General features: G+C 69.0%; 25 protein-coding genes. 12 read left to right on the top strand and 13 right to left on the bottom strand.

Annotated features, from left to right (window positions below):
- Position 1: 1 nt before the first annotated feature.
- From ACE3SG_RS09745 to modA, 4 genes are read right to left on the bottom strand one after another with little or no spacing between them, the layout of a single operon-like run.
- On the bottom strand, positions 2-844 hold the full coding sequence (locus ACE3SG_RS09745) for a TOBE domain-containing protein (RefSeq protein ID WP_374564556.1): 843 nt from the start codon (positions 842-844) through the stop codon (positions 2-4).
- Positions 837-1,532, bottom strand: coding sequence for a sulfate/molybdate ABC transporter ATP-binding protein (locus tag ACE3SG_RS09750; protein WP_374564558.1), 696 nt, complete (start codon positions 1,530-1,532; stop codon positions 837-839). The genes ACE3SG_RS09745 and ACE3SG_RS09750 overlap by 8 nt, the downstream gene beginning before the upstream one ends.
- 7 nt (positions 1,533-1,539) lie before the next feature.
- Complete coding sequence (gene modB, locus ACE3SG_RS09755; RefSeq protein WP_374564560.1) at positions 1,540-2,214, bottom strand: molybdate ABC transporter permease subunit; 675 nt, start codon at positions 2,212-2,214, stop codon at positions 1,540-1,542.
- A gap of 19 nt (positions 2,215-2,233) precedes the next feature.
- On the bottom strand, positions 2,234-2,986 hold the full coding sequence (gene modA, locus ACE3SG_RS09760) for a molybdate ABC transporter substrate-binding protein (RefSeq protein ID WP_374564562.1): 753 nt from the start codon (positions 2,984-2,986) through the stop codon (positions 2,234-2,236).
- A gap of 195 nt (positions 2,987-3,181) precedes the next feature.
- Between modA and ACE3SG_RS09765 the strand changes: the two genes are divergently transcribed.
- From ACE3SG_RS09765 to ACE3SG_RS09785, 5 genes are all read left to right on the top strand, one after another.
- The gene (locus tag ACE3SG_RS09765) at positions 3,182-3,679 is read left to right on the top strand and encodes a MarR family winged helix-turn-helix transcriptional regulator (RefSeq protein ID WP_374564564.1); all 498 of its coding nucleotides are present in this window, start codon (positions 3,182-3,184) and stop codon (positions 3,677-3,679) included.
- A gap of 106 nt (positions 3,680-3,785) precedes the next feature.
- Entirely contained in the window at positions 3,786-5,213 is a 1,428-nt protein-coding gene (locus ACE3SG_RS09770; RefSeq protein ID WP_374564566.1) for a dihydrolipoyl dehydrogenase, read from the top strand.
- 129 nt (positions 5,214-5,342) lie between these two features.
- Positions 5,343-6,563 carry a choice-of-anchor tandem repeat GloVer-containing protein gene (locus ACE3SG_RS09775; protein ID WP_374564568.1) on the top strand — a complete coding sequence of 407 codons (1,221 nt, stop codon included), beginning with the start codon at positions 5,343-5,345 and terminating at the stop codon, positions 6,561-6,563.
- A 139-nt stretch (positions 6,564-6,702) separates the two neighbouring features.
- Positions 6,703-7,371 carry an NIPSNAP family protein gene (locus tag ACE3SG_RS09780; RefSeq protein ID WP_374564570.1) on the top strand — a complete coding sequence of 223 codons (669 nt, stop codon included), beginning with the start codon at positions 6,703-6,705 and terminating at the stop codon, positions 7,369-7,371.
- Positions 7,372-7,402: 31 nt separating this feature from the next.
- On the top strand, positions 7,403-7,906 hold the full coding sequence (locus tag ACE3SG_RS09785; protein WP_374564572.1) for a DUF1579 domain-containing protein: 504 nt from the start codon (positions 7,403-7,405) through the stop codon (positions 7,904-7,906).
- A gap of 108 nt (positions 7,907-8,014) precedes the next feature.
- Here ACE3SG_RS09785 and ACE3SG_RS09790 read toward each other — a convergent pair whose 3' ends face one another.
- Positions 8,015-10,006: an ABC-F family ATP-binding cassette domain-containing protein gene (locus ACE3SG_RS09790; RefSeq protein WP_374564573.1), complete on the bottom strand. Its 1,992-nt coding sequence runs from the start codon at positions 10,004-10,006 to the stop codon at positions 8,015-8,017.
- Positions 10,007-10,197: 191 nt separating this feature from the next.
- Here ACE3SG_RS09790 and ACE3SG_RS09795 point away from each other — a divergent pair, with 191 nt between their 5' ends.
- From ACE3SG_RS09795 to ACE3SG_RS09810, 4 genes are all read left to right on the top strand, one after another.
- A complete protein-coding gene (locus ACE3SG_RS09795) occupies positions 10,198-10,815 on the top strand; it encodes a TetR/AcrR family transcriptional regulator (protein ID WP_374564575.1) in 618 nt (205 codons plus the stop codon).
- Entirely contained in the window at positions 10,812-10,967 is a 156-nt protein-coding gene (locus tag ACE3SG_RS09800; RefSeq protein WP_374564576.1) for a hypothetical protein, read from the top strand. Before ACE3SG_RS09795 ends, ACE3SG_RS09800 begins: the two co-directional genes overlap by 4 nt.
- Positions 10,964-11,386, top strand: a complete 423-nt coding sequence (locus ACE3SG_RS09805; RefSeq protein WP_374564578.1) for a TfoX/Sxy family protein — start codon at positions 10,964-10,966, stop codon at positions 11,384-11,386. The genes ACE3SG_RS09800 and ACE3SG_RS09805 overlap by 4 nt, the downstream gene beginning before the upstream one ends.
- A 156-nt stretch (positions 11,387-11,542) precedes the next feature.
- Positions 11,543-13,045: an AAA family ATPase gene (locus ACE3SG_RS09810; protein WP_374564580.1), complete on the top strand. Its 1,503-nt coding sequence runs from the start codon at positions 11,543-11,545 to the stop codon at positions 13,043-13,045.
- A 21-nt stretch (positions 13,046-13,066) separates the two neighbouring features.
- On the opposite strand, the gene ACE3SG_RS09815 is transcribed toward ACE3SG_RS09810, so the two are convergent.
- The 6 genes from ACE3SG_RS09815 to dapC all read right to left on the bottom strand — a co-directional run bounded on the left by ACE3SG_RS09815 (position 13,067) and on the right by dapC (position 19,307).
- Entirely contained in the window at positions 13,067-13,684 is a 618-nt protein-coding gene (locus ACE3SG_RS09815) for a hypothetical protein (protein ID WP_374564582.1), read from the bottom strand.
- Positions 13,685-13,870: 186 nt separating this feature from the next.
- On the bottom strand, positions 13,871-14,743 hold the full coding sequence (prmB, locus tag ACE3SG_RS09820; protein ID WP_374564584.1) for a 50S ribosomal protein L3 N(5)-glutamine methyltransferase: 873 nt from the start codon (positions 14,741-14,743) through the stop codon (positions 13,871-13,873).
- Positions 14,744-14,749: 6 nt separating this feature from the next.
- Complete coding sequence (gene dapE / locus ACE3SG_RS09825) at positions 14,750-15,895, bottom strand: succinyl-diaminopimelate desuccinylase (RefSeq protein WP_374564586.1); 1,146 nt, start codon at positions 15,893-15,895, stop codon at positions 14,750-14,752.
- Positions 15,896-16,017: 122 nt separating this feature from the next.
- Positions 16,018-17,196, bottom strand: coding sequence for a PilT/PilU family type 4a pilus ATPase (locus tag ACE3SG_RS09830; protein ID WP_374564898.1), 1,179 nt, complete (start codon positions 17,194-17,196; stop codon positions 16,018-16,020).
- Positions 17,197-17,267: 71 nt separating this feature from the next.
- The gene (gene dapD, locus ACE3SG_RS09835) at positions 17,268-18,092 is read right to left on the bottom strand and encodes a 2,3,4,5-tetrahydropyridine-2,6-dicarboxylate N-succinyltransferase (RefSeq protein ID WP_374564588.1); all 825 of its coding nucleotides are present in this window, start codon (positions 18,090-18,092) and stop codon (positions 17,268-17,270) included.
- Positions 18,093-18,104: 12 nt separating this feature from the next.
- The gene (gene dapC, locus ACE3SG_RS09840) at positions 18,105-19,307 is read right to left on the bottom strand and encodes a succinyldiaminopimelate transaminase (protein ID WP_374564590.1); all 1,203 of its coding nucleotides are present in this window, start codon (positions 19,305-19,307) and stop codon (positions 18,105-18,107) included.
- Positions 19,308-19,436: 129 nt separating this feature from the next.
- Between dapC and ACE3SG_RS09845 the strand changes: the two genes are divergently transcribed.
- From ACE3SG_RS09845 to ACE3SG_RS09855, 3 genes are all read left to right on the top strand, one after another.
- Positions 19,437-20,477 (top strand): ABC transporter substrate-binding protein, encoded by a 1,041-nt coding sequence (locus ACE3SG_RS09845; RefSeq protein WP_374564592.1) that lies wholly within the window; start codon positions 19,437-19,439, stop codon positions 20,475-20,477.
- Positions 20,474-22,840 (top strand): ATP-binding protein, encoded by a 2,367-nt coding sequence (locus ACE3SG_RS09850; protein WP_374564593.1) that lies wholly within the window; start codon positions 20,474-20,476, stop codon positions 22,838-22,840. The genes ACE3SG_RS09845 and ACE3SG_RS09850 overlap by 4 nt, the downstream gene beginning before the upstream one ends.
- A gap of 150 nt (positions 22,841-22,990) precedes the next feature.
- Positions 22,991-23,932 (top strand): hypothetical protein, encoded by a 942-nt coding sequence (locus ACE3SG_RS09855; protein WP_374564595.1) that lies wholly within the window; start codon positions 22,991-22,993, stop codon positions 23,930-23,932.
- Positions 23,933-23,942: 10 nt separating this feature from the next.
- On the opposite strand, the gene ACE3SG_RS09860 is transcribed toward ACE3SG_RS09855, so the two are convergent.
- Both ACE3SG_RS09860 and queF read right to left on the bottom strand, forming a co-directional pair.
- Positions 23,943-24,371, bottom strand: a complete 429-nt coding sequence (locus ACE3SG_RS09860) for an SET domain-containing protein (protein ID WP_374564597.1) — start codon at positions 24,369-24,371, stop codon at positions 23,943-23,945.
- Between the two features lie 15 nt (positions 24,372-24,386).
- Complete coding sequence (gene queF, locus ACE3SG_RS09865) at positions 24,387-24,818, bottom strand: preQ(1) synthase (protein ID WP_374564599.1); 432 nt, start codon at positions 24,816-24,818, stop codon at positions 24,387-24,389.
- Positions 24,819-24,945 lie beyond the last annotated feature (127 nt).

A 24,945-nucleotide genomic window follows, 5' to 3' on the forward strand; every position in this document is an offset into this window, starting at 1 on the left:
GTCAGGCCGCCACCGCCAAAATCACGCTCGACGCATCGAACAAGGCCGTGGCAGGGGCGCCTGCCACGAGCCCGAGCGCCTTCACGCTGTCTTGCGTGACGATGGCGACGATGCGGCCGGCCCCCGCTACCTCCAGCTCGACCTCGGCATTCACCGCACCGGGCGTGACGACTGCGACGACGCCGGTCAACTGGTTGCGTGCCGAAACCTTGCTGCCCGCCAGCCCGGTGGCCAGCATCACCGACGAAGCCTTGACCAGCGCGATCGCCGTCATGTGGGTCCGCAAGCCGAGCAATTCAGTGCTTTCGCGGGTCACGGTGGCCACCAGCCGGGCGCCGCCGGGCAGCGTCAGCTCGATCTCGTCGTTCACGGCGCCTGCGCGCACGCTGGTGACCGTGCCGACGAACTGGTTGCGCGCGCTGGTCTTCATGTTGAGGATGCTCAGCAGGGAGAAGTCTTGGTCGAGGTCGATCGAGGCCTGGTCCAGCAGGCGCATGAAGCGCTGGTGTGCGGCGTCGATCTGGCCATAGCGCTGCACCAGCCGCTCGCCGCGCCCGGTCAGCCGGGTCGAGCCACCGCCGCGGCCGCCGGTGCTGCGCTCGACCAGTGGTTCGCCGGCCAGCTGGTTCATCTGGTCGATCGCGTCCCAAGCCGCCTTGTAGCTCAGGCCGACCGCCTTGGCGGCCTGGGTGATCGAGCCTTGCTCGGCCACCGCCCGCAGCAGCGCCACGCGGGCGTGGCCGCCGAGGTTTTCGCCGCCGACCGTCAGCCACACCGCGCCGTCCAGCCCGAGTCGGGTGCTGCGCCGGCGGCCGGTGCGGGCCGTGTTGCCGCGCTCAGGCATGGGCCACCTGTGTGGTGGGGGGCGTGTCGAGCACGTGGCCGTCGTGCAGGTGCACGACCTCGTCGGCCAGGCTGTGCAGGTCGCCTTCGTCGTGGGTGATCAGCAGCATCGGCAACTGCACCTGGTTCAGCAGCTCGGCCAGTTCGCCGCGCAGGCGTGCGCGCAGGTTCTGGTCGAGCGCGGCGAAGGGCTCGTCCAGCAGCAGCGCCGCCGGCTCGCGCACCAGCGCGCGGGCCAGGGCAGTGCGCTGGCGCTGGCCGCCCGACAACTGCGCCGGGTACAGGTTGGCGATCGGCGCCAGATGAAAGTCGCGCAGCCAGCGCTCGACCGCGTCGTCGGTGTGCCGGGGCGCGGGGTTGAGCCAGCTGGTGCGCCGGGCAAAACCGATGTTCTGCCGCACCGTGAGATGGGGGAACAGCGCGTAGTCCTGGAACACAAAGCCCAGGCGGCGCTGCTGGGGTGGCAGATCGACACCCTGCTGCGCATCGAACAGCGTCTGGCCGGCGACGCGTGCGTGGCCGGTGTCGGGCCGGGTGATGCCGGCGATCATCTTCAGCGTCTGCGTCTTGCCCGCCCCAGATGGGCCGAACAGCACCAGCCGCCGCGCAGCGCTGGCGAAGCGCACATCGAGCTGGAACCGCGCCTGGTCGTGGCGCAGCGTCTTGGTGAGTGCAATGTCCCAGGTCATTCCGGCCTCATGCGGCGCGCGCCACGCGCCCCGGCAACAGCCGGCCCGCGGCAAGCAGGACGGCGATGCTGACCAACGACATGAGGGCGACCAGGAAATTGGCGGTGTCGTCCTGCCCGGCCTGCACCGCCTCGTAGACCGCGATCGACAGTGTCTGCGTCTTGCCCGGGATGCTGCCGGCCACCATCAGCGTGGCGCCGAACTCGCCCATCGCGCGCGCGAAAGACAGCAGCAGGCCCGACAAGATGCCGCGCCAGGCCAAAGGCAACGACACGCGGAAGAACACGGCAGCCTCGCTGACACCCAGCGTGCGCGCCGCCTGCTCCAACTGCGTGTCGACGGTTTCGAACGCGGCCCGCGCCGCCTTGAACACCAGTGGGAAGGCGACCACGGTCGCCGCCAACACGGCCGCCTGCCAGCTGAAGATCAGCCGGACGCCGAAGTGCCGGAAAAGCCAGCCGCCGATCGGCCCCTGCGTGCCGATCAGCACCAGCAGGTAGTAGCCCAGCACCGTGGGCGGCATCACCATCGGCAGCGTGAAGACGGCGTCCAGCAGGTCGCGCCCGGCAAAGCGCCAGCGCGCCATCGCGAAACCCAGGCCGACACCGAACAGCAGGTTCAGCGCTGTTGCCCAACCCGCGACCTTCAGCGTCAGCAGCAACGGGACCCAGGCGCCTTCCATCTGACCGTGCCCGCGTGGCTCAGGGCTGGCCGAAGCCGTGCTTCGCCAGCACGGCCTGGGCAGAAGGCGCCAGCAGGAACTCGACGAAGCGCTTGGCCAACTCGGCGTTCGGGCTGGCCACCAAGGGTGCGGCGGGGTAGAGCACCGGCGTGGTGGTGGGCACCGTCAGCGCGACCTTGACCTTGTCGGGCATCAGCGCTGCATCGGTGGCATAGACGAAGCCGGCATCGACCTCGGCGCGGGCCACGTAGTCGAGCGCCTGGCGCACGTTCTGTGCGCCGATCATTTTCGGCTCGATGGCCGCCCATTGGCCGGCGGCTTCGAGCACGCGCTTGGTGTAGCGGCCCACCGGCACGCTGCCGGGCAGCCCGATCGCGATGCGCGCATAGGCCGGTCGACTCAGGTCTTTCACATCTTTCGGCAGGGTCGCGGCCGCCTGCGGCACCACCACCACCAGCGTGTTCGATGCGAAGTTGCGGCGCTGCGCCGCCTGCACCAGCGATTGGGCCTGCGCCTGGTCCATCGTCTCTTGGTCGGCGCTGGCGAACACGTCGACCGGTGCCCCCTTGGCCATTTGCTGCAACAGCGCGCCGGACGCGCCGAAGTTGAATTGCAGCTTGGTGCCGGGGTTCGCACGCTCGAACAACGGTGCCAGGCCCTGGAAGGCGTTGGTCAGGCTGGCGGCGGCCGACACGGTCAGCTCGGCGGCATGGGCGCTCCAGCTGACGAGCAAGGCGCCGAGCGCGAGGACGATGGGGCGTGCTGAAGGCATGGCGAGAGCGTGTGGATCGGTGATCGATATATACGGCAGTATATTTTGCTTGTGCGCCATATCGAATACTCTAAGGAAGACAAGCGCTATGTGGTCATTGATACAGCGCAACGGCTGGCGCGAAGGCGCTCAGCGGGCAAGGGCGGTGATAGCATCCGGCGCGTTTCTGGAATCGGTTTCCAGAAGCCTGCCCTCATGCCCGCCCCCAAGGACAACAAGAGCCGCGCTGCCGCTGCCGCCAACCCCATCGCGCTGGACAGCCTGCCCGGCCATTCGATCCGCCGCCTGCAGCAGATTGCGGTGGCGATCTTTCTGCAAGAGGCCGAGCCGCATGGCGTGACCCCCGTGCAGTACGCGACGATGCAGGCGCTGGCCAACGCGCCGGGTGTGGACCAGCGCTCGCTGGCCCGCTCGATCGGCTTCGACACCTCGACCATCGCCAGCGTGATCGACCGGCTGGAGGCGCGCGGCCTGGTGCGGCGCGACCTGGACCCGTCCGACCGGCGCGTGCGACTGTTGTCGCTCACCGGCCCTGGCCACGCGCTGCTGACCGAGGTGGTGCCGGCCATGCGCCGCGCGCAAGAGCGCATGCTGCAGCCCCTGCCGCCGCAAGAGCAGGCCGAGTTCCTGCGCATGCTGAACCAGCTGGTCACCGCCAACAACGCGCTCAGCCGCGCACCCAGCGAAGGCTGACCGCGCCGCGGCCGACGGCGATCGACAAGCCCCTTCGCCTGGCGCCGGCCGCGCCGCCGCGCTACGCTGCGGGGCCGGCCGCTGGCAGGCTGGTGAAAGGCGACTCATGAAGCACAGGCAGGTCGACGTGGCGATCATCGGGGCGGGCACCGCCGGCATGACGGCCTACCGCTCCGCGTTGGCACACACCCGCAACGTGCTGGTGATCGAAGGCGGCCCCTACGGCACCACCTGCGCGCGCGTGGGCTGCATGCCGAGCAAGCTGCTGATCGCCGCGGCCGAGGCCGCGCACACGGCCCAGCATGCCGGTGCCTTTGGTGTGCACGCCGGCCCATTGCGCATCGACGGCGAAGTGGTCATGCGCCGGGTGCGCAGCGAGCGCGACCGCTTTGTTGGCTTCGTCACCGAGGCGGTCGAGAACTGGCCGGCCGAGCACAAGCTGCGTGGCCATGCCCGCTTCATCGACGCGCACACGCTGCAGGTCGACGACCACACGCAGGTTCGCGCTGAGCGCATCGTCATCGCCACCGGCTCGCACCCGACCGTGCCGGCGCAGTGGCGCGAAGCGGCAGGCGACCGCCTGCTGATCAACGACGACGTGTTCAGCTGGCAGACGCTGCCGAAGTCGGTGGCCGTGCTCGGCGCCGGCGTGATCGCGCTGGAGCTGGCGCAGGCCCTGCACCGGCTCGGCGTGCGGGTGCGGGTGTACGGCCGCAGCGCGCGCATCGGCCCGCTGACCGACCCGGCGCTGCAGGCCTTGACGCGTGAGATCTTCAGCCGCGAGCTGCCGCTGCAGCTGGAGGCCAAGAACCTGCAGCTGCGCCGCGAAGGCGACGAGGTCGTCGTGCAGACCGAGGCCGGCGACGAACGCTTCGACTGGGTGCTGGCCGCCGCCGGGCGGGCGCCGAACCTGCGCGGCCTGGGCCTGGAGAACACCCACCTGCCGCTGGATGCGCAGGGTGTGCCGCGCTTCGATCGCCGCACCTCGCAGATCGGCGACAGGCACGTCTTCATCGCCGGCGACGCGAACAGCGAGATGGAGCTGCTGCACGAGGCTGCCGACGAGGGCCGCATCGCCGGCGACAACGCCGGCCGCTACCCGGATGTGCGCGAGCGCCCGCGCCGCGCGCCGCTGGCCGTGGCCTTCACCGACCCGCAGATCATGCTGGCCGGCCGCAGCCACCTCGAGCTGTGCCATGACAAGGTCTCGTTCGAGACCGGCGAGGTGCTGTTCGAAGACCAGGGCCGCAGCCGCGTGATGCTGAAGAACCAGGGCGCGCTGCGGGTGTACGCCGAGCATGGCAGCGGGCGCTTCCTGGGGGCCGAGATGATCGGCCCGGCGGCCGAACACATCGGGCACTTGCTGGCCTGGTCGGTGCAGCGTGGTGACACGGTGCAGCAGATGCTCGACAGCCCGTTCTACCACCCGGTGATCGAAGAGGGCCTGCGCACGGCGCTGCGCTTCTTGCAGCGTTCGCTGCGCATGGGGCCGGTGCCGGTGGAGCGCTGCCTCGATTGCGGCCCGGGTGCCTGAGGCGGGCACGGGAGTTGCCGCCACGTTGTGGAGTTAGGGGGGTGATCGCCTCGAGCCGATGGCTTGGCTTGACGCCGGCCGGTGCATGGCTATGCTCGGCCGACCGTGCGTTCAAGTTGGGAGCTAGGCATGAGTACTGAATCCACTGGTTCGCAGCGTCGCTCCGTTGCGTTTCGTCCGTGGCTGGCAGGCGCCGTGACGTTGCTATTTGTCGCCATGGCGCATGCCCAGTCGGCATCGGCTGATAGCGAGTCGGTCGTTCATTTCCGCACCGTGCATTCGTTTGCCTTTGGCAAGGATCCTCACAGCGGTGGCGCGCGGCCCCGTCCGCCGATGCTGGCCAGCGACGGCAACTTGTACGGCGTGTCATATGCCGGCGGGCAGAATGACTTTGGCACGGTCTACCGGGTGAAGCCGAGCGGTGCGGTGACCACCGTGCATTCGTTCAATGTCAGCGATGGCTACGGCCCCGAGGGCACCTTGATCCAGGCCAGCGACGGCAATCTGTACGGCGTCACCTCCTCGGGGGGCGTTGGAGGGGGCTTCCCGGCTGGCACCGTGTTTCGGTTGGATCCGGCGGGGGTGTTGACCACGCTGCACACCTTCCGAGACGACGACGGTGGTGATCCAGGTGCCGGCCTGGTCCAGGCGAGCGATGGCCGCCTCTACGGCACCACCAGCGGCGGCGGTCAGTACGGGCACGGCACGGTGTACCGGATCGCGCTCGACGGCACCTTCGAGGTGATGTACCACTTCGGCGCCAGCCGGAAGGACGGGCAACGGCCGCTCGCGCCGTTGATCCAGACCCGCGACGGTCACCTGTGCGGCACCACCTACACCGGTGGACGCTGGGGTGGTGGCACGGTGTATTGCATGACACTCGACGGCCAGATGACGCGTGTGCATGGGTTCGGCGCGCAGGCTGGCGACGCCAACGGCTCGACCAGCCCGCTGATCGAGGGCGACGACGGCAGCCTGTACGGCACGTCGAACTTCGGCGGCTCGCAGGACCAAGGTGCCTTGTTCCTGCTGAGGCGCGATGGCAGCGTGAAGGTGATGGACGTGTGGGCGCGCCCCTCGGGGGGGCTCTTGAAGGCCAGCGATGGCAACTTCTATGGCACGGTCTTCTGGGGTGGTGCATCGGACAAGGGCTGGGTCTACCGCTTGACGCCAAGCGGCAAGCTGACGGAGGTCCACTCCTTCAGCGGCCCCGACGGTGCCGAAGGGGACGGCGAGCTTGTCGAAGGCACCGACGGTCGCCTCTACGGTGTGACGGAAGCGGGTGGCACCACCGACTCAGGCGTTCTCTTCAGCATCGCCGGCAGGCAGGTGCCTCGTCCGAAGCGCTGAGCCACCGCGGCGTCACCGGCACGAGCGAAGCGAATCATCGGGCCGTCGGTCTCCCCATTTGGGGTGAGGGGGCCGAAAGTGAATCGTTGATGTGAAAACATGACATTCGGTGTCATGTATGGCGGCACATCATGCCGCCATGGACACCCCCACACCCCTCACCGTTGTCGAGCTGCGCCGCTACCGCACGCAGCCGGGCCGGCGCGACGAGCTGATTGCGCTGTTCGAACGCGAGTTCATCGAGAGCCAGGAGGCGGCCGGCATGCGGCTGCCCGGCCTCTTTCGCGAGCCGGCCGAGCCAGACCGCTTCACCTGGCTGCGCGCCTTTGCCGACATGCCGTCGCGGCCAGCGGGCTTGAACGCCTTCTACTCCGGCCCGGTCTGGCAGGCCTTTCGCAACGCGGCCAACGCGACGATCGCCGATTCGGACGATGTGCTGCTGCTGCGGCCGAGCCCGGGCCTGCCGGCGCTGGCCGCCGCCGAACGCGCCATGCCGCCGCGGCCGTGGCGCGCGATCGTGCTGCCGCTGGCCGAGCCGGCCGGCCCCGGCTTGCGTGACCACGTGGCGGCGCACTGGTTGCCCGCGCTGCGGCAAGCCGGCGCACAAGACCTGGCGGTGCTCGAGACCGAGCCGGCCGAGAACAACTTTGCGCGCTTGCCGGTGCGCACCGATGGCCCGGTGCTGCTGCTGCTGGCCGCGTGGCCCACCGATCAACCGGTGCCGGGCCTGCCGGCACTCGCGCGTTGGCTGCGCGCCGAACCCCTTGTGCTCACGCTCGAACCCACCGCGCGCTCGCAGCGCGCTTGATCTTCACCCACCACGTCCCCAGGAGACCACCATGCCCACGATCACCGACCTGACCACCCCGCACGAAGGCACCTGCCACGATTTCGACCCGCTGTTCGGCCACTGGCGCGTGCACCACCGCCGACTGCGCGACCGCCTGGCGGGTTGCACCGAATGGGAGCTGTTCGAAGGTGTCAGCCACATGCAGCCGCTGATGGGCGGGCAGGGCAACGTCGACCACAACGTGCTGGACCTGCCCAGCGGCCGCTACCGTGCATCGACGATCCGCTGCTGGGATCCGCAGAACCAGCAGTGGTCGATCTGGTGGCTGGATGCGCGCATGCCTGGCCAGATCGATGTGCCGATGGTCGGCAAGTTCGAAGGCGGCGACGGCGTGTTCTACGCCGACGACACCTTCCGCGGGCAGCCGATCAAGGTGCGTTTCCTGTGGTTGCGCACCCGCACCGAAACGCCGCGCTGGGAACAGGCCTTCTCGCAGGACGGTGGCAAGACCTGGGAAACGAACTGGGAAATGGATTTCGAAAGGATTGGGTGAGGCGCGCGCAGCGCTGCCGTCCTTCAAGTGGCGTGCGCGGATCCGGCTTGGCCGGGCCGCTGCGCGAGCCCCCTCGGGGGGCAGGCCCCGGAAGGGGCCGTGGGGGCGCTATTTCATCGCCTCGATCTCGGTGTGCAGTTCGAGCCAGCGCTCTTCGAGCATCGCAACCTCGGCCTGCACGTGGGCGAGCTGGCGGCCGAGTTCGCCGAATTGCTCACCGGCCAGGCCGGGTTGGGCCAGCTGCGCCTCGACGGCGGCCTGCTCGGCGTGCAGCTTGGCGAGCCGCTGGTCGATCTTCAGCACCTCGTTGCGCAGTGGGCGGGTGCGGTCGGCCAGCTTGGCGCGGGCCTGTGCCGCGGCCTTGCGGTCGTCGCGGCCGGCGGGCGCTGGGGCCGGCGCTTTCGGGGCGGGTGCCGCGCTGGCCTTCGGTGCCGGCGCGGCCACCGGTGCGGGTGCAGGGGCCGATTGTTTGCCCGACAGGGCCCGTGCGGCCTCGCGGCTGCGGTCCAGCAGCCAGCGTTGGTAGTCGTCCAGGTCGCCGTCGAAAGGCTTCAGCGCGCCGTCGGCCACCAGCCAGAACTCGTCGCAGACCTCGCGCAGCAGTGCGCGGTCGTGGCTGACCAGCATCACCGAGCCTTCGAACTCGTTCAGCGCCATCGACAGCGCTTCGCGCGTCGTCAGGTCCAGGTGGTTGGTCGGCTCGTCCAGCAGCAGCAGGTTGGGTCGCTGCCAGACCAGCGAGCCCAGCACCAGGCGCGCCTTTTCGCCGCCCGACAGCGTGCCGATGGTCTGGTGCACCATCTCGCCGACGAAGCGGAACTGGCCGAGGAAATCGCGCAGCTCTTGCTCGCGAGCCTCCGGCCCCACGGTGCGGGCCAGCCGCACCATGTGCTGCAGCGGCGTGTCGTCGGCGTGCAGCAGGTCCATCTCCTGCTGTGCGAAGTAGCCGATCGACAGGCCCTTGCCTTCGGTCACCGTGCCGCCCAGGGCTGGGTTCTCGCGCGCGATCGTCTTGACGAAGGTCGACTTGCCCTGGCCGTTGGCACCCAGCACGCCGATGCGCTGGCCAGCCAGCACCGTGCGGTTGATGTTGTGCACGATCGCCTTGTCGCTGCCGTCCGGGTTGGCGTGCTTGTAGCCGCAGACCATGTCGCTCATCGCGAGCATCGGGTTCGGCAGGCTTTGCGGCTCGCGGAACTCGAAGTTGAAGTCGCTGGCGGTCAGCACTGGCGCCAGGCGCTCCATGCGGTCGAGCGCCTTGACGCGGCTCTGTGCCTGCTTGGCCTTGCTGGCCTTGGCCTTGAAGCGGTCGATGAAGTGCTGCAGGTGGGCGATGCGCTCTTGCTGCTTCGAGAAGGCGGCCGCCTGCTGGCTCAGGCGCACGGCGCGCATCTCTTCGAAGGTGGTGTAGTTGCCACCGTAGCGCGTCAGCTTGGCGTCTTCGAGGTGCAGAGTGACCTGGGTGATCGCGTCGAGGAATTCGCGGTCATGGCTGATGACCAGCAGCGTGCCGCTGAAGCGCTGCAGCCAGCCTTCGAGCCAGACCAGCGCGTCCAGGTCCAAGTGGTTGGTCGGCTCGTCCAGCAGCATCAGGTCGGCCGGGCACATCAGCGCGCGGGCCAGCTGCAGGCGCATGCGCCAGCCGCCCGAGAAGCTATTGACCGGCGCGTCGAGCTGGTCGCGCTTGAAGCCCAGGCCCAGCAGCAGCGTTTGCGCGCGGGCGCGGGCGTCGAAGGCACCGGCTTCTTCGAGCGAGAGGTGGGCGTGGGCCATGGCCTCGCCGTCGTCGGCGGCTTCGGCGGCGGCCAGCTCGGCTTGGGCTTCCATCAGCGGCGTGTCGCCTTGCAGCACGAAATCGGTCGCCGGGTCTTCGGTCTCGGGCATGTGCTGCACGACCTCGCCCATGCGCCAGCGCGGCGGGATCTCGAAGTCGCCGCCATCGGCGCCCAGGCGGCCGGCGAGCAGCGCGAACAGGCTGGATTTGCCGGCGCCATTGCGCCCGACCAGGCCGATCTTCTCTCCGGGGTTCAGGGTGACGGAAGCGCTGTCCAGCACGACCTTGGTGCCGCGCCGGAGCGTGACGTTGCGCAGGGTGATCATGAAGAGGGAAAAGGAACGAGGGAAAACGGGGACGACGAGGCCGGCCGAGGGGGCGGCCGCAGTGCAGCGGCCACGGGCGCAGCGTGCACGCGCGCGGGGAGCGCAGTGTAGGTCAGTCGGCGTGTCGGGAGGCTGGCGGGGCCTGCTTTTTTGATTGATCATTCTAGAATGATCGGCCAACAAACCTCACCATGTCGCGACCCAAGACCTACGAAGACGAAGCGCTGCTGCGCGCGGCGATGCAGGCTTTTCGCGAGCGCGGCTATGCCGGCACGTCGATCAAGGACCTGGAACAGGCCACCGGCTTGCGCTCGGGCAGCCTCTACCACGGCTACCGCGACAAGCAGGGCTTGTTCAATGCCGCGCTGGCGCACTACAACGACACCGTGGTGGGCGGCCGCATCGCGCAGTACCTGGCGCCCGGTGCTGGGCTGGCGGGCCTTCACGGCCTTTTCCGGTCGCTGCTCCACGAGCCAGCAGGCGCCCGGCACGGTTGCCTGCTGACCAACAGCGCGATCGAGTTCGGCCCGGCCGGCGGCGAGGCATTGACCGGTGTCCACGAGGGCCTGGATCTCTTGCGTCAGGCCTTCGAGAACAGCCTGCAAGAGGCCATCGATGCGGGCCACCTGCCGCGCGCCGCATCGCCGGCCGGGCTCGCGTTGCGCCTGCTCGCGCTGTACCAGGGCGTGCTGGTGCTCGTGCGCGGCGGCCGGCCCGACAGCGAGTTGGCCCCGTTGATCGACACCGAGTTCGCGGCGCTGGCCGCAACGCCGGCCCCCGCCACCCGACGCAAGAGGAGATCCGCATGACCCTTCCCGCTGACCATCTTTGGCCACGCGATGCCCAGCTCGGGCCTGGTGGCGTTTGTGCGCTGCCGATGGCCGCACGCTGCAGCGCGCGCCACGCGGCCGATGGTCGGCTGGTGGATGTCGCCGGCTTCTTTCCGCTCGGCGCACCGTGAGCCACGCCGCATCGACGGTGGCGGTCGAGTTGCGCGAGGCGCTGGCCGATTGGGCGCCGGTGGACGTAGTGCGCTTCTTCGGTGGCGACGGCCTGCGGCTGGACGGTACGCAGTTCGCCGCGGTGATCCAGGGGCAGGTCTGGTTGACGGTTGACGATGCGCTGCGGGCGGCACTGCAGGCCGCTGGCGGCGGCGAGCCGTTCACCTACGGCAAATCCGGAGGCCGGCAGGTGACCGTGCGGCGCTTCGGGGCGATGCCGGCCAGCGCCTGGGACGACCGGCAGTCACTGGCGCAGTGGTGCCGGCTGAGTTGGGAGGTGGCGCGCCGCGCCGCCGCGACGCCGGCGGCCAAGTTGCCACGCACGGCGAAAGCGCGAACAACGAAGCGCCCGACGAAGCGCCCGACGACGCGCGCCTGAGCGGCGCGATGGCCTCGCTGTGATGTCGACCGGAAGGCGAGAAGGAGGTCCGTGATGGTCGTCGCGGCGGGGCCGGGCCGCGCGCGGGGTGGGCGTGGAACGCTGGCATCCATGCCAGACAATCCGCGGGCCGCCGCACTCATTTCAGGACCCTGCATGCCTCTGCTCCAGCAAGCCGACGAGTTGTTCTCGCTGCTCGACACCAAGACGCCGATCGTGATGATCGAGACCCACGAGGAAAAGCGGGTGCTGGCCCTGTTCGAGCGCATCGCCGCGCGCACGCAGCGCGAGGTGTGGACGTGGTCGGCCAGCCGCGGCCTGAAGGTCGCCCATGGCCTGAAGCTGTCGCTCACGGACTTCGGCAGCAACACCACGGTGGACGCGGCCGACACCAAGCAACTGCCCGAGGCGCTGCAGGCGGTCGATCGTTTGTCGGCAGGGGCCTTGGTCATCTTTCTCGACGTCCACCCCTACCTGAGCAACCCGCTGATCACACGGGCGATGAAAGAGATTGCCCTCAAGGGCGAAGGCAAGGGGCAGCAGATCGTGTTCGTGGGGCACGACATCGAGCTGCCCAGCGAACTGGTGCCCTTCACCAGCCGCTTCGAGGTGGAGCCGATGACCATCGACATGGTCAGAAAGCTGTTCAAGGAAGAGCTCGACAGGCAGCCGGGTGTGAGCGGTTGCCGCAAGACGCTGGAATCGCTGTTGCGCCACATGGTCGGGCTGCCCGAGGCGTCGGTGCGGCACCTGGTGAGGCTCACCCTCACCGATGGCGTGATCTGCACCGCAGACCTGGCGCGCGTGTTGTCGGCCAAGCAAGAGACGCTGGGCGAGGCCGAGCTGCTGGTGTTCGAGCAGAAGCTGCCGGCGATGGACGACGTGGCCGGCATGAAGGCGCTCAAGCGCTGGCTGCTGTTGCGCCGCGAACCTTTCCTCGACCCCGAAGCCTCGGGCCTGCCGGTGCCGCGTGGCGTGCTGATGCTGGGCGTGCAGGGCTCGGGCAAGAGCCTGGCGTCCAAGGCGATTGCCGCGTCGTGGCAGGTGCCGTTGTTTCGCATGGACTTTGGCGCGCTGTTCGACAAGTACCAGGGCGAGAGCGAACGCAAGCTGCGTGAGGCGCTGAAGGTGGCCGACGCGATGGCGCCCTGCGTGCTGTGGATGGACGAGATCGAGAAGGGCCTGGCGGGCGGGCAGGGCGATGGCGACACGGGCGCCGGCAAGCGCATGCTGGGCTCGCTGCTGACCTGGATGGCCGAGCGCGAGTCCAGCGTGTTCCTCGTTGCCACGGCCAACGACATCGAGGGCCTGCCGCCCGAGCTGATGCGCAAGGGTCGGTTCGACGAGATCTTCTTCGTCGACCTGCCGGCGCCAGAGGTGCGGCAAAGCATCTTCCGCATCCACCTGCACAAGCACCGCATCGCCTTCGACGACGCTGCGCTCGGGCCACTGGTCGAGCGCAGCGAAGGCTTCTCGGGCGCCGAGATCGAGGCCGCGGTGGTGGCCGCGCGCTACGAAGCCCATGCCCGCGGCGAACCTCCGCAGCACGAGGCCGTGATGCGCGAGCTGCTGCGCACACGCCCGCTGTCGGTGACGAGGGCCGAAGCCATCGCCGAGCTGCGGGCGTGGGCGGCAGACCGCACCGTCAGTGCGGACTGAGCTGGGGCGGACTGAGCGCGATCAGTTGATCTTCAGCAGCGGGCCCGAGAGGGCGTCGAAGTTGCTGGTGTTCAGCACCTGCACCCCCGCGTTGTGCTCGCCGTTGAAGGGCGTGGTCGCGCCCGGGCAGCCGGCGGCCGCGGCATCGGTCGGCGAGTTGAACCAGAGGCCCAGGTGGTACATCTGAATCGGCGGCGTTGCGGGGTTCGATGCCGCGGCGGTCGGCTGGGTTTGCGGCGCGGCCACCGTGCCGGGAGCGACCATGAAGGTCTCGATGTTGAAGCGGCCCAGGACCTTCACGCTGCCATGGCCGTACTGGTCGGTCTCCAGATCAGACTGGTACCAGGCCATGCCGAACGGCGCGTTGGGCTGCTGAAGAACGAAGAGGTCGAAGCCCGTGTTGGGGGGCAGGCCGTCGACGTCCACCGTCATCGTCTCGACCTCACCACTCGAGACGATCCTCACCTTCGCGGTGGCGTAGGGCACGCACGACGGGAAGGCGTTGAGCGCCGGCGAGCGGACCATGCGGAACGACGCCTTGTCTGCGGCGTGTGCAGGTGCCACCGAGGCCAGGCACGCCGCACCGACGGCGGCAACAACGAGGGGCAGCTTGAAGAAACGATGGGTCAGGATTGACATGGGAATGGCTCCTTGGGGTTGGATGGAATCGCGACCCCCGCCACATGGCGGGGTGCCGCGTCGTCACCGGAAAGTGACGAACCGACCTACGGAGCCTTCCGGCACTTGGACGCACCTGCCGAAAGAATTTTTTGCAGCCCCTTCATTCAGAGCGCGATGCTCCGGGGCGTTGGCCAAGGGCCGGCGTCAGCCGGCGACCAGTGCGTCTCGCGTGACCAGCAGCACCTGGTCGTCGCCGGCGCTGGTGGGCAGCCAGACCACGTCGAGCGTCGGGAAGGCGGCCTCGAAGTGCTCGCGCTCGTGCCCGATCTCGAGCACCAGCACGGCGGCCGGCGTCATGTGGGCCGGTGCGTCGCGCAGCAGGCTGCGGATGAAGTCCATGCCATCGCGGCCGCCGGCAAGCGCCATCTCGGGCTCGGCGCGGAACTCGGGCGGCAACTCGGCCATCGACTGCGCGTTCACATAGGGCGGGTTGCACAGGATCAGGTCGAAGGGCGGCTGGCCGGCCAGTGCCGCCAGGCCGTCGCCTTGCATCAGCTGGATCCGCTCTTGCAGCTCGTGCCTGCGCACGTTGACGCGCGCCACGGCCAGCGCATCGGCCGACAGGTCCGACGCGGTGACATCGACATCCGGCCAGGCCATCGCGGCCAGCACGGCCAGGCTGCCGTTGCCGGTGCACAGGTCGAGCACGCGACGCGTGTCGGCACCCAGCCAGGGGTCGATCGTCGCGTCGGCAATGCACTCGGCGATCAACGAGCGCGGCACGATGACCCGCTCGTCGACGCTGAACGGCACGCCTTGCAGCCAGGCCTCGCCGGTCAGGTAGGCGGCGGGCCGGCGGGTGTCGATGCGGCGCTCGATGAGCGCGGCGGCCTTGGCCACCTGCGCGTCGCCCACCGGCTGCTCGGCCACCAGGTCCAGCCCGTCCAGCGGGTGGCCCACGGCCCACAGCACCAGCCAGGCGGCTTCGTCAAAGGCGTTGGTCGTGCCGTGGCCAAACGAAACGCCCGCCTGCTCGAGGCGCGCGCTCATTTGCTCGATGAGTTCGATGACGGTCATGCGTGGCTACACCAGCAGCGTTTCCAGCGTGCGCCGGTAGATGTTCTTCAGCGGCTCGATGGCGTCGATCGCCACGTGCTCGTCGATCTTGTGGATCGTGGCGTTGACCGGGCCGAACTCGACCACCTGCTCACAAACCTTGGCGATGAAGCGGCCGTCGGAGGTGCCGCCGGTGGTCGACAGCTCGGGCGTCTGTCCGGTCTCTGCGGTGATGGCGGACGACAGCGCCGAGACCAGCGAGCCGACCGGCGTCAGGAACGGCTCACCGCCCAGTGTCCAGGCGACCGACCAGTCCAGCCCGTGGTGGTTCAAGACCTCGCCGACACGTGCCTTCAGGCCCTCGGGCGTCGATGCGGTCGAGAAGCGGAAGTTGAAATCGACCACCAGCTCGCCGGGGATCACGTTGGTCGCGCCGGTGCCGCCGTGGATGTTCGAGACCTGCCAGGTGGTCGGCGGGAAGTACTCGTTGCCGCTGTCCCACTGGATGCCCGCCAGTTCGGCCAGCGCCGGCGCAGCGAGGTGGATCGGGTTCTTCGCCAGCTGCGGGTAGGCCACATGGCCTTGCACGCCACGCACCGTGAGCTTGCCGGACAGCGAGCCGCGGCGGCCGTTCTTGATCATGTCGCCCAGCGTCTCGACCGACGTGGGCTCGCCGACGATGCAGCAGTCCAGCTGCTCGCCACGCTCGCACAGCGTTTGCACGACCTTGACCGTGCCGTCGACCGACGGGCCTTCTTCGTCGCTGGTCAGCAAGAAGGCGATGCGGCCCGCGTGCTGGGGATGGGCGAGGGCGAACTCTTCGGCTGCCACCACCATCGCGGCGACCGAGGTCTTCATGTCGGCCGCGCCGCGGGCGTACAGCTTGCCGTGGCGGTAGCTGGGCACGAACGGGTTGCTGCTCCACGCCCCCAGCGGGCCGGTGGGCACCACATCGGTATGGCCGGCGAAGACGATAGTCGGGCCCGGCCTACCACCGCTGCGCACGGCCCACAGGTTGGCCACGCGAAAGTCGTCGGGCCCGAAGGGCAGGTGCTCGCAAGCGAAGCCCGCCGCCCCCAGGCGCTCGGCAATCAGCGCCTGGCAGCCTTTGTCGTCGGGGGTGACGCTGGGGCGGGCGAGCAGGTCTTCAAGCAGGCGAAGTACGGCCGTCATTCGTGTCCATGGGCATGCCGCGCTCGGCGCAGGCATCCTTCAAGTGGCGTGCGCGGATCCGGCTTTGCCGGTCCGCTGCGCGAGCCCCCTCGGGGGGCAGCCCGCCGGAGCGGGCGTGGGGGCTAACGCGTCCTTGCGCTGATGACCAAAGGCTTCGGCTTCGGGTCTTCCGGCACCACGTCGAGCGTGATTTCGGTGAACGAGGGGCTCTCGGGCTCGGGCTTGCTGACCGGCACGCGCGAGACGGGCTCGCTCTCGTTTTGCAGGCGCCACAACAGGTTGGTCGGCGAATCGGCGTGGATCAGCGCTTCTTCGCGCGAGACGATGCCTTCGGTGATCAGCCGTGCCAGGTCGTGTTCGAAGGTCTGCGAACCTTCGGCCAGTGAGCGCTCCATCGCCTCGCGCACGCCGCCGAAGTCGCCCTTCTCGATCAGCTCGGACACCAGCTTCGAGTTCAGCAGCACCTCGACCGCCGGGATGCGGCCGCCCGAGCCCGAGCGCAGCAGGCGCTGCGACACGATGGCCTTCATCGCGGCGCCCAGGTCGGCCAGCAGTGCGGGGCGCGACTCGGGCGTGTAGAACGACAGGATCCGGCCCAGCGCGTGGTGGCTGTTGTTGGCGTGCAGCGTGGCCAGCACCAGGTGGCCCGACAGCGCGTACGAGATCGTCTGCGACATCGTCTCGCGGTCGCGGATCTCGCCGATCATGATGCAGTCGGGGGCCTGGCGCAGCGCGTTCTTCAGGCCGACCTGCAGCGTGTTGGTGTCGCGCCCGACCTCGCGCTGGTTGACCACCGACTTCTTGTTGGTGAACAGGAATTCGATGGGATCCTCGATGGTGAGGATGTGGCCGGCCATCTGCTGGTTGCGCTGCTCCAGCATCGCCGCCAGCGTGGTGCTCTTGCCGGTGCCGGTGGCGCCCACCATCAGGATCAGGCCGCGCTTTTCGAGCGCCAGCGTCGCCAGGATCGGCGGCAGGTGCAGCGAGTCGATCGCCGGGATGCGCACCGGGATGCAACGCACCACCGCCGCGATCGTCGCCCGCTGCTTGAATGCCGAGAGCCGGAAGCTGCCGACCTTCGGAATGCCGAAGCCGATGTTCAGCTCACCTTCTTGCTCCAGCTCTTCGAGCTGCAGCGGGGTGAGGATCTCGGTCAGCAGCTGGCGCGGTGCGGCCGGCGGCAGCACATGGTCGGTCACCGGCACCAGCTGGCCGTTGACCTTCAGCAAGATGGGCGCGTTGGCCGAGAGGTACAGGTCCGAAGCGCTCTTGTCGGCCATCAGGCGCAACACGTTTTCCATCGTGATCACGGCATATCTCCCGGCGGGGGTGAAAGGTTGCAGCGCTTGGTTGGGGCGTATGTGGCAGGGTATCAGCCGCGCAGCAGTTCGTTGATACTGGTCTTTGCCCGGGTCTGGGCGTCCACCCGCTTGACGATCACCGCGCAGTACAGGCTGTACTTGCCGTCCGGCGAGGGCAGGTTGCCGCTGACGACCACCGAGCCGGCCGGCACACGGCCATAGATCACCTCGCCAGTGGCGCGGTCGTAGATCTTGGTGCTCTGGCCGATGTACACGCCCATCGAAATCACCGAGTTCTCCTCGACGATCACGCCCTCGACCACTTCGGAGCGGGCGCCGATGAAGCAGTTGTCTTCAATGATGGTCGGGTTGGCCTGCAGCGGCTCGAGCACGCCGCCAATGCCCACGCCGCCAGAGAGGTGCACGTTTTTGCCGATCTGGGCGCACGAGCCCACGGTGGCCCAGGTGTCGACCATCGTGCCTTCGTCGACGTAGGCGCCGATGTTGACGTATGACGGCATCAGCACCGCGCCCTTGGCGATGTAGCTGCCGCGGCGCGCCACGGCCGGCGGCACCACGCGCACGCCGGCGGCGGCCAGCGCCGCGTCGTCCATGTGCGAGAACTTGGTCTCGACCTTGTCGTAGAAGGTCAGGTCGCCCGACTGCATCTTGCGGTTGTCGTTCAGGCGGAAGCTCAGCAGCACCGCCTTCTTGACCCACTGGTTCACCGTCCATTGGCCCACGCCCTGGCGCTCGGCCACGCGCAGGCGGCCGCCGTTCAGGTCGGCGATGACTTGGTCCACCGCTTTGCGGATGTCAGGCGAGGCCGTGGCAGCGTTGAGCTGGGCACGTTCTTCCCAGGCCTGGTCGATGAGGGTTTGCAAAGCGTGCGTCATGAGGGGGTGGGGTCAGAGGGATCGCGTGTAGGCAACGATGCGTTCGGCGGCTTCCTGGCATTCGGGCCCTTCGGCCACCAGCGCCATGCGGATGCGGCCGGCGCCGGGGTTTTGGCCGTGGGCCTCGCGCGCCAACAAGCTGCCGGGCAGGACTGCCACATTGTATTGAGCGAGCAGTCCCAGGCTGAAGGCAATGTCGTCACCACCATGGGCATCTTTTGGCACGCCGGCCCAGAGGTAGAAGCCCGCATCGGGCAGCTTCACGTCGAGCATCTTGGCCAGCATTGGCGTCACTTGCGCGAACTTGGCGCGGTACTGGGCGCGGTTGGCCTCCACATGGGCCTCATCGTTCCAGGCGGCGGCGCTGGCGGCCTGCACCACCTTGCTCATCGCGCTGCCGTGGTAGGTGCGGTAGAGCAGGAAAGCCTTGAGGATGTCGGCGTCGCCGGCGACGAAGCCCGAGCGCATGCCGGGCACGTTGCTGCGCTTGCTCAGGCTCGACAACACGATCAGGTTGCGAAAGCCTTCACGCCCCAGCGCCTTGGCAGCGGCCAGCGCGCCCAGCGGCGCTTCGTCGCGGAAGTAGATTTCCGAGTAGCACTCGTCGCTTGCGATCACGAAGCCGTGGCGGTCACTCAACTCGAACAGCGTCTTCCATTCGGCCAGCGGCATCACCGCGCCGGTGGGGTTGCCGGGCGAGCAGGCGTAGACGAGCTGCGTGCGGGCCCAGGTGGCCTCGTCGATCTGGCCCCAGTCGCAAGCGAAGTTGCGCGCCGGGTCGCTGTTGGCAAAGGCGGTCTGGGCGCCGGCCAGCAGCGCGGCACCCTCGTAGATTTGATAGAACGGGTTCGGGCAGACCACGGTCGCGCCGGGCCGGGTCGGGTCGATCACCGTTTGCGCCAAGGCAAACAAGGCCTCGCGCGAGCCGTTGACCGGCAGCACCTGGGTCGACGGGTTCAGCCCGACGCCGTAGCGGCGCGCCACCCAGGCGGCGATCGCCTCGCGCAACACCGGCTCGCCGGCGGTGGCGGGGTAGCTAGACAGGCCCGACAGGTTGGCGCACAAGGCCTCTTCCACCAGGGCCGGCGCCGGGTGGCGGGGCTCGCCGATGCCCAGGCTGATCGGCCGGTAGGCGGGATTCGGCGTGATGTCTCGCGTCAGCGCCCGCAGGCGCTCGAAGGGGTAGGCGTGCAGCCTGCCGAGCAGGGGGTTCATGGGCCGATTATCAGCGAGTGCTTTCGGCCACTTGCCAGGCTTTCTGTCGGCCATTGGTAGGCGTGCGCCGGGCGGCGAGACACAATGGCCGGCATCCCAGGCAAGCGCAGAGTCAGGCAAGCACAACCGATGGGCGACAGCGGCAACAGTCCAGGCGGTGAAGACGCGGTGGCCGACGCGGCCGGCGCCCAGGTGCTCGGGCGCCGCGCCTGCCTGATGGCCCTGGGCGGCCTGGCCGCTGCGGTGGCGCTGCCGGCGTGCACCGAGCGCAATTCACCCGAGGCCGAGCTGGCCCCGTTGCGGCTGGCGATGGACCTGTGGCCCGGCTACTACCCGGCCCTGCTGGCCGACGAACTGGGCTACCTCGCCGAGGCGCAGGTCAAGCTGACGATCAGCTTCCCGGCCAACACCGACCGCATGATGGCCGAGTTCGCCGCCGGCCAGGTCGACGTGGTGGCGGTGGCGCTGGGCGACCTGATCAACGCCACTCACGGCCGCACGCCGGTACAAGTGTTTCTGGTCAGTGACGAATCGGCCGGTGGCGATGCGTTGCTGGTGCGCCGCGGGGTCGACCTGAAGGGCACCGGCAAGTTGTCGCTGGCCACCAACCTGGGCGGCTTCGGCGAGCTGTTCGCGCGCGAATTCTTGCGCCGCCAGGGGATGGATCCGGCCCGCATCGCGTGGATCAACGCCGATGCGGCCGATGTGCCGCTGCTGCTGACCGCCCGCGAGGTCGACCTCGGCCACACCTGGGAGCCCTACGCCAGCGAAGCCGAGGCGGCCGGGGCCGTGCGGCTGTTCTCCAGCGCCGACACGCCCGGGCTGATCCCGGACGTGCTGGCCGCCACCCGCGCCACCGTAGACCGGCGCGCGCCCGAGCTGCGCCGCTTCGTCGGCGCCTGGCTGCGGGCGGCGGACTGGTGGCTGGACCACCCCGATGAGGGCAACCAGCGCATCGCCCGCCGCGTGCACAGCGAGGCGGCCAAGGTCTCGCTCAAGGGCGTGCGCCTGATGCGCCTGGCCGACAACCGCCGGCTGCTGGGGGCCGACGGGGCGCCCCAGGCCTTGGGCCCGGTGGTCTCGCGCTACAGCGCCTTCTTTCTCGACAAGGGCATGCTGACCCGGCCGGTCGAGCCGGCCGACTTTCTGCGTGGAGACCTGTTGCCGTGAAGACCCGGCTGCTGATCGCCGGCGTGCTGGTCAGCGTGACGCTGTTGCCGCTGGGCCTGGTCAGCAGCTGGCAGTACCTGAGCGAATCGCGCCGCGTGGCCGACGAGCGCAACGCCGAGCTGCGCTCGCTGGCGCAGGAAACGGCCCGCGACCTCGGCGCCCGGGCCGATCGCATCCTCGACAACCTGCGCGCCGACGTGGCGATGCCCGGCCTGCCCGAGCTGCTCGACAAGCCCGGCGCGGCCGACTTGCTGTGGGCCAACCGGGTGCTGACGCTGGTGGCCCTGCGCGAGCCCTTGAACGCCACCTCGGTGGGCTTGCTGGATGCGAAAGGGCGCAACCTCGCCGACACCCAGGTGCCGCGCGTGGGCCGCAGCGAGGCCGACGAGGCCTACGTGAAAGAGGTGCTGACGCTGCGCTACCCGCAGCTGATGGGCCCGCTGACGCCGAGCTGGGACGACCACCCGGCGTTGTTCGCCGTGGCGCCGGTCAAGCGTGATGGCGAGGTGCTCGGCGTGCTGCGCCTGCGGCTCGAGGCCGGCCTGCTCGGCCAGGTGCTGGCCGAGAGCCTGAGCACCCATGGCGACCTGCACGGCATCGTCTTCGATGCCCAGGGCCACCTGTTCGCCGGCACCGACTCGCGCCTGGCGGGGCAGTTGCGGCTGCCGCCCGAGTTTCACGTCGACACCTCGCCCGGCGCGCAAGAGCCCGACTGGGCGGGCCGCCGTTGGCACGGCCATGTGCAGCCGGTGCCCGGCACCCGCTGGCTGGTGATGGTCTACGAGCCCAAGCGCCAGTTCGATGCGCCGCTGCACCTGCTGCAGCGCGAATGGCTCGGCTTCGTGGGGCTGCTGGCGCTGCTGGGCATGGGGACGGTGTGGCTGATCGCGGCGATCCTGTCGCGCCCGTTGGCGCGCCTGAGCGAAGCGGCCGAGGGCATTGCCGCCGGCGACCTGGGCCGGCGCGTGGCCGTGCGCGGCACCGAAGAGTTTCGCCGCCTCGGCCAGGCCTTCAATGCGATGAACGAACGGCTCGGGCAGACCGTGCGATCGCTGTCGGACGAGCTCGCGCAGCGCCGCGCGGCCGAAGCGGCGCTGCGCGACAGCGAGGCCCGGCTGTTGCAGTCCAACGTCGAGCTGGAGCGCCAGGTGCGTGAGCGCACGGCCGACCTCGCCACCGCCAAAGAGGCGGCCGAGGCCGCCAGCCGGGCCAAGAGCGCGTTCCTGGCCAACATGAGCCATGAGATCCGCACGCCGATGAACGCGGTGATCGGCCTGACCCAGCTGCTGCACGACGACAGCCACGAGCCTGTGCAGCGCGAGCGGCTGAAGCGCGTGTTCGACGCCGCCCAGCACCTGATGGGGCTGATCAACGACGTGCTCGACCTGTCGCGCATCGAGGCCGGCAAGCTGTCGCTCGAGACCGTGGCGTTCGATCTCGACGCGCTGGTCGAGCGCATGCTGGGCATGATCGATTCGGCCGCCAAGGCCAAAGGCCTGCAGTTGCACAAGCGGCTGGCGCCCGGGTTGCCGCAGCGCTTGCTGGGCGACGAACGCCGGCTCGGCCAGGTGCTGCTCAACTTCCTCGGCAACGCCGTCAAGTTCACCCACCACGGCGAGGTGGGGCTGGCGGTGTCGCAGATGCGCGAAGACGAAGACGAGCGCGTCTGGCTGCGCTTCGAGGTGTGGGACACCGGCATCGGCCTGACGCCCGAGCAGCAGGTGCGCGTGTTCGACGCGTTCGAGCAGGCCGATGCATCGACCACCCGGCGCTTCGGCGGCTCGGGCCTGGGGCTGACGATCAGCCGCGAGCTGTGCCAGTTGATGGGCGGCCAGATCGGCGTGGCCAGCCAGCCGGGGCAGGGCAGCCGCTTCTGGATCCTGCTGCCCTTGCAGCGCCTGGTGGCGCAGGCCCAGCCCGAGACGGCCGGCCAGGCCACGGCACCGCCCGCCGGGCTGCCGCGCTGGCGCCTGCCGGGCAAGGTGCTCGTCGTCGAAGACAACGCGGTCAACCAGGAGGTGATCCAGGCCTTGCTGGCCCGCCACGGCCTGGTGGCCGACCTGGCCGGCGACGGCGCGGTGGCGGTCGCGATGGCGCAACACGAGGCCTACCCGCTGGTGTTGATGGACATGCACATGCCGCTGATGGACGGCCTGGAGGCCACGCGCCGCATCCGCCGCCAGCCGCTGCACCAGCACACGCCGATCATCGCGATGACGGCCAACGTCTACGAAGACGATCGCCAGCAATGCCTGAACGCGGGCATGAACGCGTACCTGTCCAAGCCTGTCGATCCGAAGGCGCTGGAGCAGTTGCTGCGCGAGTGGCTCGGGCCGGCGGATACCGACCGAACGGTCCCTTGATCCCCCGGGGCCGCGGCTGGGCGGCGCGGCGTGTCCATTCAAGTTGCGATGGATCAACGCCGCCGCGAGGCACACGCGCACAGTGCGTCCGGGGCCGAGGCGCGCCGATGTCCGGACCAGCGCCGGTCTCGAACAGCAAGGAGGATACCCATGAGCTTCTTCACCCTACCGGCCATCAAGGCTGCGGCACGCATCACCGCCATCGCGAGCGTGTGCGTGTGGGCCGCCGGCAGCGCGTCGGCGCAGTCCGAAACCTCGCTGTGGAATGGCTCAACCGAGCCAGTCGCGCTGTACGGCCACTGCGGCGTCAATTCGTCGATGGGCAGCAAGCTCGATGCGTTGCAGTACGTGGGCGAAGGCGTTCTCGACGTGCTGGCCATCAAGGTGCTGCGCTGCGACCACTTCACCGGCGGCGGCGGCTTCCACAAGCTGGCCTGCCCCAGCGGCAGTCCGTACGACTATTGCATGGAGTCCACCAACGACGGCATGGGCAACTGGGTCGAGTTCGGTGTGCTCAAGCTCAACGTGCACACCGACCCGAACGCCCTGTACGAAGGTTGCCCGACCGGGGCCGACCTGCAACCCAAGCTCGGGCTGATCCGCCCCGCAGGCAAAGACCCGCGAACCATCTCCGCTCTCGTGACCGTGGCTTGCACGGCTGCCACGGCGGCCAAGGTGGCGGCCCCGAAAGCGGTGGATTGCCCGAAAGGCAAGCATCCGTACAGCTACTGCGTCAGCACCCCGAACGACGGGCACGGCAACGCGGTGATGCTGGGTGCCCTGCACTACAAGGGCTCGAGCGACCCGAACGGCCTGTACGGCGAGTGTGACCAGTTGGTGCAACCGGGCTTCACGTCCAAGGCGTCGGTGCTGCCGCTGGTGGGCAAGTCGATGCAGAACGTGCGCTCGATCGACCTGCTGTCGTGCGCCATTCCGTGGGGTCATGGCGGTGACTTTCCGAAAGAGTTGCACGTCGGGGCTTGTGTGAACAACAAGTGGGTCAACCCCGCGGTGGCCGGCCGCTACGACTACTGCATCTGGGGCACCGACGCGCGCAACGCCGGCATCGTTCTGGGCATCAGCGGCCATTGACGCCGAACGCTCACAGCCGCCCGGTGCACCCCGGCGCGCCGCAACGGCAGGTCAGCCGGCCTTCATGGTGGGTTTCGCCGTAATCGACCGTGATCTCTTCGCCCGGCGCGATGTTGCGCAGGGCGTAAAACTCGATCCGGCCTTCTTGCACGCGCAGCTGGCCGTTGGGTTGGCAGCTGTGGTTGGTGAAGCGCATCGGGTCGGTCGACTTCGCCAGGTCGATCGCCTTCTTCGGCGAGACCTCGACGATCATGATGCGTTCGAGCATCGCGGCGCGGCGGCGGGCCTCGGCGACGGTGATCGACTCGCCCCGCACCTCGCCGATCTTCTGCCACTTGGGCACCGGCTCGAGCGCGAAGACGCCGAACCCGTCGATCGGGCTGCGGCGCACGGCCACCTCGAACTTCTGGTAAGGCGGGTTGCCGGCGAGTGCGCCCATGCTGCTTGTCGCGGCTCAGCCTCGCAGGCCGGTTTCGGCGGCGTGCGCCGGCAGTGTCACCACGGGTTCGGGCTTCCAGCCCTTCTTGCGGTGCTCGGCCACCACGTTGGTGTAGATGCCGCCGCGCACATACCACTTGGCGGTGATGCGGGCGTAGCGCGGCTTGGTGACCTCGACGATCTTGGTCAGGATGTCGTTGGTCACCTTCTCGTGGAACGCGCCTTCATTGCGGAAGCTCCACATGTACATCTTCAGGCTCTTCAGCTCGATGCACAGCTTGTCGCAGACCATGTCGATCGTGAAGTGCGCGAAATCGGGCTGGCCGGTCAGCGGGCAGTGGCAGGTGAATTCGGGAATCTGGAACTGGATCACGTAGTCCCGCTCGGGGGCGGGGTTCGGAAACACGTGCAGTTCCTTCGATGGCGCGCTGGGCGGGTTCGGCGGCATCGGGCGCTGCTTCGGTTCGGCAGCGGTCTTGGCTTTGGCGGGCGTACGGGCCATGTCGGCGTCAGCCGCCAAAGGCGGCAGCTTGGGGGAGGGTTCGAAGAAGGGCACGATGGTATCATCCCGGCCA

Origin of the sequence: Ideonella sp. (assembly GCF_041914305.1) — a bacterium.
Classification (GTDB): Bacteria; Pseudomonadota; Gammaproteobacteria; order Burkholderiales; family Burkholderiaceae_C; genus Ideonella.

Excerpts from the sequence above, each read along its gene's own strand:
- ACE3SG_RS09845 (WP_374564592.1), top strand. The coding sequence starts at position 19,437 with ATGGGCGACAGCGGCAACAGTCCAGGCGGTGAAGACGCGGTGGCCGAC.
- ACE3SG_RS09815 (WP_374564582.1), bottom strand. The coding sequence starts at position 13,684 with ATGTCAATCCTGACCCATCGTTTCTTCAAGCTGCCCCTCGTTGTTGCC.
- ACE3SG_RS09765 (WP_374564564.1), top strand. The coding sequence starts at position 3,182 with ATGCCCGCCCCCAAGGACAACAAGAGCCGCGCTGCCGCTGCCGCCAAC.
- dapE (WP_374564586.1), bottom strand. The coding sequence starts at position 15,895 with ATGACGGCCGTACTTCGCCTGCTTGAAGACCTGCTCGCCCGCCCCAGC.
- ACE3SG_RS09800 (WP_374564576.1), top strand. The coding sequence starts at position 10,812 with ATGACCCTTCCCGCTGACCATCTTTGGCCACGCGATGCCCAGCTCGGG.
- ACE3SG_RS09750 (WP_374564558.1), bottom strand. The coding sequence starts at position 1,532 with ATGACCTGGGACATTGCACTCACCAAGACGCTGCGCCACGACCAGGCG.
- modB (WP_374564560.1), bottom strand. The coding sequence starts at position 2,214 with ATGGAAGGCGCCTGGGTCCCGTTGCTGCTGACGCTGAAGGTCGCGGGT.
- dapC (WP_374564590.1), bottom strand. The coding sequence starts at position 19,307 with ATGAACCCCCTGCTCGGCAGGCTGCACGCCTACCCCTTCGAGCGCCTG.
- ACE3SG_RS09770 (WP_374564566.1), top strand. The coding sequence starts at position 3,786 with ATGAAGCACAGGCAGGTCGACGTGGCGATCATCGGGGCGGGCACCGCC.
- prmB (WP_374564584.1), bottom strand. The coding sequence starts at position 14,743 with ATGACCGTCATCGAACTCATCGAGCAAATGAGCGCGCGCCTCGAGCAG.
- ACE3SG_RS09790 (WP_374564573.1), bottom strand. The coding sequence starts at position 10,006 with ATGATCACCCTGCGCAACGTCACGCTCCGGCGCGGCACCAAGGTCGTG.
- ACE3SG_RS09855 (WP_374564595.1), top strand. The coding sequence starts at position 22,991 with ATGAGCTTCTTCACCCTACCGGCCATCAAGGCTGCGGCACGCATCACC.
- queF (WP_374564599.1), bottom strand. The coding sequence starts at position 24,818 with ATGCCGCCGAACCCGCCCAGCGCGCCATCGAAGGAACTGCACGTGTTT.
- ACE3SG_RS09785 (WP_374564572.1), top strand. The coding sequence starts at position 7,403 with ATGCCCACGATCACCGACCTGACCACCCCGCACGAAGGCACCTGCCAC.
- ACE3SG_RS09745 (WP_374564556.1), bottom strand. The coding sequence starts at position 844 with ATGCCTGAGCGCGGCAACACGGCCCGCACCGGCCGCCGGCGCAGCACC.
- ACE3SG_RS09830 (WP_374564898.1), bottom strand. The coding sequence starts at position 17,196 with ATGGAAAACGTGTTGCGCCTGATGGCCGACAAGAGCGCTTCGGACCTG.
- ACE3SG_RS09775 (WP_374564568.1), top strand. The coding sequence starts at position 5,343 with ATGAGTACTGAATCCACTGGTTCGCAGCGTCGCTCCGTTGCGTTTCGT.
- ACE3SG_RS09795 (WP_374564575.1), top strand. The coding sequence starts at position 10,198 with ATGTCGCGACCCAAGACCTACGAAGACGAAGCGCTGCTGCGCGCGGCG.
- ACE3SG_RS09860 (WP_374564597.1), bottom strand. The coding sequence starts at position 24,371 with ATGGGCGCACTCGCCGGCAACCCGCCTTACCAGAAGTTCGAGGTGGCC.
- ACE3SG_RS09780 (WP_374564570.1), top strand. The coding sequence starts at position 6,703 with ATGGACACCCCCACACCCCTCACCGTTGTCGAGCTGCGCCGCTACCGC.
- ACE3SG_RS09810 (WP_374564580.1), top strand. The coding sequence starts at position 11,543 with ATGCCTCTGCTCCAGCAAGCCGACGAGTTGTTCTCGCTGCTCGACACC.
- modA (WP_374564562.1), bottom strand. The coding sequence starts at position 2,986 with ATGCCTTCAGCACGCCCCATCGTCCTCGCGCTCGGCGCCTTGCTCGTC.
- dapD (WP_374564588.1), bottom strand. The coding sequence starts at position 18,092 with ATGACGCACGCTTTGCAAACCCTCATCGACCAGGCCTGGGAAGAACGT.